This window comes from Deltaproteobacteria bacterium, assembly GCA_016930875.1.
Taxonomy (GTDB): Bacteria; Desulfobacterota; Desulfobacteria; order Desulfobacterales.
Map to the genome: position 1 here is coordinate 1 of JAFGFW010000017.1, position 7,386 is coordinate 7,386.

The 7,386-nt window shown below is 52.1% G+C and carries 6 protein-coding genes; 1 reads left to right on the forward strand and 5 read right to left on the reverse strand.

From position 1 onward, the window contains the following. Positions 1-308: 308 nt before the first annotated feature. Genes JW883_01590 through JW883_01610 form a run of 5 tightly spaced genes read right to left on the reverse strand, consistent with a single transcriptional unit; the run spans position 309 to position 5,492 of the window. Positions 309-1,601: a hypothetical protein gene (locus JW883_01590; protein ID MBN1840958.1), complete on the reverse strand. Its 1,293-nt coding sequence runs from the start codon at positions 1,599-1,601 to the stop codon at positions 309-311. Next, positions 1,564-2,253 (reverse strand): ABC transporter ATP-binding protein, encoded by a 690-nt coding sequence (locus JW883_01595; protein ID MBN1840959.1) that lies wholly within the window; start codon positions 2,251-2,253, stop codon positions 1,564-1,566. Before JW883_01595 ends, JW883_01590 begins: the two co-directional genes overlap by 38 nt. Before the next feature lie 5 nt (positions 2,254-2,258). Continuing rightward, positions 2,259-3,491, reverse strand: a complete 1,233-nt coding sequence (locus JW883_01600) for an ABC transporter permease (protein MBN1840960.1) — start codon at positions 3,489-3,491, stop codon at positions 2,259-2,261. Between the two features lie 3 nt (positions 3,492-3,494). After that, complete coding sequence (locus tag JW883_01605; protein MBN1840961.1) at positions 3,495-4,724, reverse strand: ABC transporter permease; 1,230 nt, start codon at positions 4,722-4,724, stop codon at positions 3,495-3,497. A 3-nt stretch (positions 4,725-4,727) separates the two neighbouring features. Continuing rightward, positions 4,728-5,492: an outer membrane lipoprotein-sorting protein gene (locus JW883_01610; GenBank protein ID MBN1840962.1), complete on the reverse strand. Its 765-nt coding sequence runs from the start codon at positions 5,490-5,492 to the stop codon at positions 4,728-4,730. A 246-nt stretch (positions 5,493-5,738) separates the two neighbouring features. Here JW883_01610 and JW883_01615 point away from each other — a divergent pair, with 246 nt between their 5' ends. Next, complete coding sequence (locus JW883_01615; GenBank protein ID MBN1840963.1) at positions 5,739-6,776, forward strand: FAD:protein FMN transferase; 1,038 nt, start codon at positions 5,739-5,741, stop codon at positions 6,774-6,776. Positions 6,777-7,386 lie beyond the last annotated feature (610 nt).

The window sequence follows — 7,386 nt, forward strand, 5'->3', positions numbered from 1 at the left end:
CCAAAAGTCGTCATTCCCCGGCTTGACCGGGGAATCCAGAAAAAGAACTGGATGCCGGATCAAGTCCGGCATGACAGTAATTGTAAAGGCATCGTTGAGACACTACACTAGTTATCGATGCGACGACTGGTCATTTAATCTCAAAGGAGATTTCCCAGATCATTTTTTGGTGCGTATTGAAAGATAAAAATACCAATTCTGGCTCCACTTTGGCATCAAACAGGCTTAAGGGCTTTAACACGCAGGACTCAAGGGGGTCTTCGCTATTGGACCAGGCTGCAACGTATCTTGACTGTGACCTAAAATCGTTAGAAGAAATACGAAATCCTTACATAGCCCTCATCTCCAGGTGCATCAAAAAAATCCGTTGTGCCAGACCGTATCCCGCCGAATTCCGAACTCCGCTTACCGTACGACAGGTTGATCCCCCAGGTAATGAGAAGGTTCTCCTTCCAATCGTAGGTTGCTTTCACCTGAACAAACAGGCTCTCATCGTTGAGATTACAGATCATGCTGGGAAACAGATGAAACAAGGGGGTCAGTTCCATCTCCAAACCCGTGGCAAGATAATCCCGGCCAACATTGAATAATTCACCGCGGGAAATGCGCTTCTGCAAATCCGTATTCGGCTTCGCATAGTTCTTGTGAGCCTCTCCCACACCGCTTCGGAAGTATTCAACATAACCGTAAACATTGCGACCAAACCACGTCCAGGAATAGTCAAGGTTTGTCGCAAGGGATATGGCGCGGCCCCCGCCATCAGGTTCTGTTATGCTGATATCAAAACGCCATACGGCCCCTTGCCAGTCTTTGGCCAAGCCAACCCCCAGCAAAGCCTCGTCATAGTGGCATGCAACGAGAAGGTCATAGTCCATGCCGGCTTTCATGCCATGGTATTTTAGACTATAGGAACTCTGATCGCTCTTAACGTCATTGGAGACGGGGTCACGTCTGGGCAGGACAATCGCTTGCAGGTCATCGCCGTTTTCAAACAACCATTGGCCATAGAGCATGTCGTCTCCTGTCTTGTAGTCCTTGTCCACAGCCGTGGGAGAGAAGGGATTAAGGACGTCTAGGGGGTTAAAGGCAAGCCCGTTGCCCCAGCTCACGGCCTGGCGACCGGCACGAAGGACTACAGTTTCACCGGAATAGCCAATAGAGAGGCGGTCGAGGCGCTGAACTGCGGCAAGCCGACTCCTGTCAGTGATTTGATCGGTCAGATCAACAAGTCGCCTGTCATCAGAAGGCAGCCCTGTACGGGCCGTAGCAGACAACAGGCCGGCAGAGGTCAATGCCTGCCTGGTTTCCAGAGAATCACCCGTGAGGGCCAGCAATTCATAGTGGATTGTTGCATCCCATCGGTCCCAGCTTTTCTGGGCCTTAAGACGAAAGTCGACTTCGTGGTCCGTGGGGGTATCGTCTCCATATACGGCATACAGGTCTTCGCTCTCGTACAGCGCCTGGGCCAGTTGATACTTAAGGTGGCCCCGGAATTCCCATTCATCAGCATGTGCCAAGCAAGTGACAGCACATAGCAGTATGGCAATGAAACCGCGCATGCATTCAACGCTGAAGTTCGTCAGAAACGATGCGACCGTCATGCAGTTTTATGAGCCGTCTTGCGTGATCCATGACCAGTTGTTCGTGTGTTGCAATAATAAAAGTTACGCCGCGGCCTTCGTTCATCTTGCGCATGAGTTCCAGGAGCATCTCCCCGTTGTGTGAATCCAGGTTGGCGGTCGGTTCGTCTGCCAGCACAAGACTTGGCCCGGAGACCATGGCACGGGCCACAGCCACGCGCTGCTGCTGGCCGCCGGAAAGTTGTGCGGGCCTACGGCTTTCCAATCCTTTCAAGCCGACATCCTCGAGAATGGCCCTGGCCCTGGCACGCCGTTTCTTTCGGTCTATCCCCTGAAGTTGCATCACGAATTCCACATTTTCCCGGGCGGTAAGAACCGGGATGAGATTATAGGCCTGGAACACAAAACCCAGATGCATAAGGCGCATGGTTGCAAGCTGTGCCTGGCTCATCAAATCAACGCGCTGGCCTGCCACAGTGACTTCACCCCCAGTGGGCGCATCCAGCCCGCCAACAAGATTTAACAGCGTGGTCTTGCCCGAGCCCGACGGCCCGGAAAGACAGACGAAATCACCCTTTGGCACATCCAGATCAATTCCCGAGAGGGCTTCTACGATGATGGCACCCTGCTGGTAAGTCTTGGAAAGCCCTCTGCAAATCACATTCTGTTCCATAGCCGTCAAGTCCTGGTAATTGCCTCCACCGGCACACGACGGGCCGCACGCCAGGCCGGGTATAAGCTGGCAACGATACCTAAAACGACAACCAGAAGATTGGCCGAAATCACGTCTGACGCGCTAATAAGCGGGTAGATCACGCTGCTTATTCCAGCCCACTCAAGGCCCTCGGCAAAAGCGGAAAGATTCAGACCGTCGGCAAGGAAAGCAATTGTCCCCCAGGCAAGCACATTGCCCATAAACAGGCCGATCATCAACACCATCAAAGACTCCAGCAATACTTGGCTGAGCAAGAACCCAGGGCGCATCCCCAACGCCTGGAACAGCCCAATTTCTCTCGTCCGCTCGAACACGGCCATAAGCAATGTATTGATCAGACCGAACGACATGGCCAGAAACACGACTACAAACCAGATGAGCATGGTGGCCTCGTACATCTTCACTGTCAACACGAGCAATGGCTCCAGCTTGGTCCACGGCTGGATATCAAGTCCCGGAGCCACACGGACAAGGAGCTGCAACACGGCACTCAGATCCTGGCGGTCACGCGCAACCACCGCCAGTTCTGAGATGTTCTCACCCAGCCTCAACATCTCCTGTGCAACCGACCGGCCAGTAAAGACATAACCGGTCTCAGTGGCCTCCATATTTGCGTCAAAAATGCCCACAACGCGAAAACCCCGGTCGGCAATTTCATTATCGACGTCCTGACTCATCACAACAACTCGTTTACCCAAAGAGGTTTCCAAGCGTTCGGCCAGCTTGCGACCCAGGAGCACACCATGATCGCCGGGAGATTTCAAATACCGCCCTTCGGTTACCGCCTTTGCGATAAAAGACAGTCCGTGTTCGGCCTCAGGATCGACGCCCACAAGTGTAACACCCGCAGACTCCCGTTCGCTCGCCACCACAGCCGGCACGCTTACCCTTGTGGACCAGGCCCTTACATGCTCCCCGCGCAGAACCTCCACCATGTGAGGAGCAGGTGGGGGCATGCTGTTATCGACGACGGGATCATCACGATAGCCAACAGCGTGCACCTGGATGTGCCCGGTCAGATTGTTTATGGCATTGCGCACCTGTTGTTCGATCATGCCACGCATAATGGCCGCCAATGTCACCATGGACCATATGCCAAAGGCAATAGCCACCAGTATCACAAACGTGCGCCGATGGTTGCGCCACACATTTCGCCAGGCCAGGGTGTATAGCAACCTGACGTTCAGAGTACTCATTGCTCACACTGCTTTCATAGCGTCTACCGGCTTGAGCAGTCTTATCCGCAAAGCCGGGTACAAGGCGGCTGCGCAAGTGACAAGAAGGATCACCGCAGGCCCCAGTGTCAAGGACAGAGGCGAAAGAGCGAGGTGGATGACGGCCGGCATATTGTAGTGAGCAGCCAGCTCCTCCATGCCCGGGTATGAAAACCCGTAGATATGAAAGTAAATAACGGTTGCAGTGCCGATGACCATGCCTACGGCCAGCCCCAGGAGAGTCAGCCAGACTGCTTCCACGATTACAAGAACGCCGATACGCCCTGGCCTGGCCCCGAGCGCCAGCATGATCCCGAATTCGCGCGTTCGCTCAAGGACCGACATTAGAAAGGTATTCAGAATGCTGAAGGAGACGATAATGATCAAGGAGGCATACAAGAACCACCCAGAGGCCCAGTCCATCTGAATCGCCTGTTTTAATCCAGGCAACAATGCCTCCCAGTTTAATACCACCAAAGAACTCTCCGGTGGCAGGCCGCTTCTAACAGCCCGCCGTAACTCTTCCAAATGTTCCAGGCTCTCGCCGACAACCACGATGGTGTGGCCGTGATTTCCCATGCTGAAGACGTCCTGAAAGGCGCCCAAAGGCAGTTGTACGAGTTGGCGGTCCAAGTCGGCAGACCCGCTCTCGAAGATGCCGACAATAGGCACCACAGTTGCTGCCACTGAACCGTCTCTGCCTGTTCCAAGCAAGGTAAGTTCCTCGCCCACATTCAGTTTGAGGTTCCGCGCCAGCAGGTATCCTATAATGGCTTCTTGGGCGTCATCAGATGAGAGGAAACGTCCCTTTCTTACCAGTCCAGGGATGGTCGATACGTGGCTTTCATTCTCCGTCTCCACACCGAGAACCTGGACGCCATAACTGCGTTCTTTGGATGATGCCAGGGCAAAGCCCATGGCACGGACCGACAGGCTGGCTGATCCGCTCAGTCTCCTGATGTGAGACGCCAGTGCGCGGGCATCGGGTATGGTGTTACGAATCTGCGGTTTGTCCAGATATCCTTTGGGTTGCACCTGTAAATGGCCATGGTAAACACGGAGGGTAAAGTCGATCATCTTATCATAGGAACTTCGTTGCAGGGTCACCATGAAAACAAGGATCGCGGCCGCAAAGGCTATGGCAGACGAAGTGAGCAGCGTTCTACGGGGATGCCGCCAGATGTTACGCCAGGCTAGACGAAGCGTGATGCTCATGACCTATCGACGGGGGTTGCGCAGATTTGAAAGGGTAAATGTGTTCCCTGGTATGTTGATCCCGAACCTTGCTTCCTTTACAAAAATTTGGGTCCACTCATCCGGTTTGTCCATTTTCTGCATGCGTTGCAGGACGGCAATCTCTTTGCCCCCCATCTGTTTTACCTCCAGAGTGCCCATCTTTTTGACCAACACCATGTCCTGATCATAAAAGACATGTTCCAGCAAAACATAGTCGTCACGGATCGCCAGCACTTCCTTGCCCCATACAACAGGCGCGCTGTCAAAGGGGGTGGCTTCTACAATGAGGACTTTCCGGCCCTCCCTGGTTTCCGTGCCCAACAACCTGTGCGTATATAAGTGAACAAGGTCATCTGCCCTGGCAATGTCATTGTTGGAAAAATCCGACCCCATCCAGCTCTGGTACATCATACTGGATGGAATCTTGATAATCCGATTTATCTTTGGCGAAAAAGTCCACATCTTGTTGTCCGCCAGTAGCGTGCTATTGCCTGCATCCTTGGCCGGGGAAACCACACGGACTAACGACTCCTTCTCGCCCCTGGTCCAGACCCGTAGACTCATGGTACGTTCCCACTTGGGCCGGTGGATGGTCATGTCCGTGACCGAGTAAGAAGACACATCGCGCCAGTAGTCAATGGCGGCTTTGACAAGCTTGGCAGCCTCATCCCCATAAGCAGGCCGTGCGGTCGCGCAGAGACAGAGCACCAGCGTTACCCATCGATATTTGAATCTGTAAGACACCATGTTGATCAACCAATTGCGTAAGGATCTTAGACATGCATATCACAATTCTTGGAGTAACCACAACTGCATACGGAGCAGCCACGCCAAGTTCTCAATAAACTCAGGATGAAGCAGCTCAATGGTTGACAAGCATATGGAATTATACTATAGGCCGGACTATCTTAGTTAAAGCCTCACCCTTTGTAGCCAGTCTTGAAGGGAGAGGAATAGCGTAATTCAGGCCTTACACAGATGGAGGAAGGAACCATGTCTGCAAAAAAACAAGGGCGGCACACGATGGATAGAAGAGATTTTCTGAAACTCTCCGGTATCTTGGGCATAGGGTTCGCTGCTGGTGGCTTACTGCCGATTTCAGAAAGCGTAGCATTTAACAAAAAGCTGTTCAAGGTCACCGAAACCAAGCTGAATATGGGGACCTTTGTTTCCATCACGGTTATGCACCCTTCCAGAGTTCAAGGTGAGGAGGTAATCGGAAAGGCCTTTGAAGAAATGGATAGGCTTACCGGCTTGCTGGACCGTTATCGAACCGATACTCCCATCGGCGCCCTCAACAAAGAGGGGCAGTTGGGCGATGTGCCCCCTGAGGTAGCTCAAGTTATTAATCGCTCCCTCCATTTTCACAAAGCATCTGGCGGCGCCTTCGAAATAACCGTCCAACCGTTGGTCGACCTGTATAAGCGACATTTTGACGCCCACAAGAGTCCTCCGCCCGAAGCAGCTCTTGATAAGGCGCTGGAATTAGTCGATGCCGGCGCTGTGGTCTTTGACGGAAAATCGATTCGATTCAAGAAACAAGGTATGGGGATTACCTTGGACGGCATTGCCAAGGGTTACATAATTGACCAGGCAGCCGACTTGATAAGGCGCACCGGTATCAAACATGCCTTGATCAACGCGGGCGGTGATATTCGCGCAATAGGGGGAAGGCAAGACGGCACGCCGTGGAGGGTGGGGGTGCAGAATCCCGATAAGGAAGGGCTTTTGGGGGACGTTGTCAAGATGGCTAACGGCGCTTTAGCAACGTCCGGTAATTATGAAATCTATTTTGATAAAGAAAAACTCTATCACCATATTGTGGATCCAGAATCCGGGCTTTCGCCAAGACAAAGCGCAAGCGTAACTGTAATGGCTTCCAATGTCATGGACGCAGATGCGCTGTCGACTGCCGTTTTTGTCCTTCAGCCTGATGCCGGGAAGCGTTTCATAGAACGGATGCCAGGCACAGAATGCCTGATACTGGATCGTACCAAACGCCGCATAGCTTCGACGGGGTGGCCCAGTTAGCCTGCATCTGGAAATGGAAAAAGGCCGCTGTGTCTCGGCGGCCTTTTTTTGTGGCTAAAAAGTAAAGGCTAATCGCGTGGCTGACGATTAGCCTTTAGCAGGAGGAAAGCGAATGAAGAAATTTCTTCACTACGCTTGTTTTGCCCTATATTTTAGCAACAATGATGCCAAGGCATCATCTTGAGAAGAAGTGAACACCTTGGTTCACCCTCGATCTGCAAGGGTAGGAAGGTAACTGCTTAATATTTCAGCAAAAAATTTATCTTCGATTCTTGACGATATTGCCAAAACCCCGTTAGCCGACGACTACTTTCTCTCTTCAAAGTCCGTCGATTTGTACAAATTTTTGTACAAACCACCTCCCAAAAATCCTTAACCAACTGATATCACGTCAAAAGGTATGTAATGCCAGATTTTTGTACAACACCCCGCGCGGTAACACATAACCAGCTGATATCACGCTAGAAAACGCATTCCGCCGAATTTTTGTACATAAATCCTGGCATTCAGAGGAGCTTACACGAGTGTAGTGTGTCTGTAACTTCTTGACAACAATATGATCCTGGCGAAAAAAAGCCAAAAGTCGTCATTCCCCGGCTTGACCGGGGAA

Excerpts from the sequence above, each read along its gene's own strand:
- JW883_01610 (MBN1840962.1), bottom strand. The coding sequence starts at position 5,492 with ATGGTGTCTTACAGATTCAAATATCGATGGGTAACGCTGGTGCTCTGT.
- JW883_01590 (MBN1840958.1), bottom strand. The coding sequence starts at position 1,601 with ATGACGGTCGCATCGTTTCTGACGAACTTCAGCGTTGAATGCATGCGC.
- JW883_01615 (MBN1840963.1), top strand. The coding sequence starts at position 5,739 with ATGTCTGCAAAAAAACAAGGGCGGCACACGATGGATAGAAGAGATTTT.
- JW883_01595 (MBN1840959.1), bottom strand. The coding sequence starts at position 2,253 with ATGGAACAGAATGTGATTTGCAGAGGGCTTTCCAAGACTTACCAGCAG.
- JW883_01605 (MBN1840961.1), bottom strand. The coding sequence starts at position 4,724 with ATGAGCATCACGCTTCGTCTAGCCTGGCGTAACATCTGGCGGCATCCC.
- JW883_01600 (MBN1840960.1), bottom strand. The coding sequence starts at position 3,491 with ATGAGTACTCTGAACGTCAGGTTGCTATACACCCTGGCCTGGCGAAAT.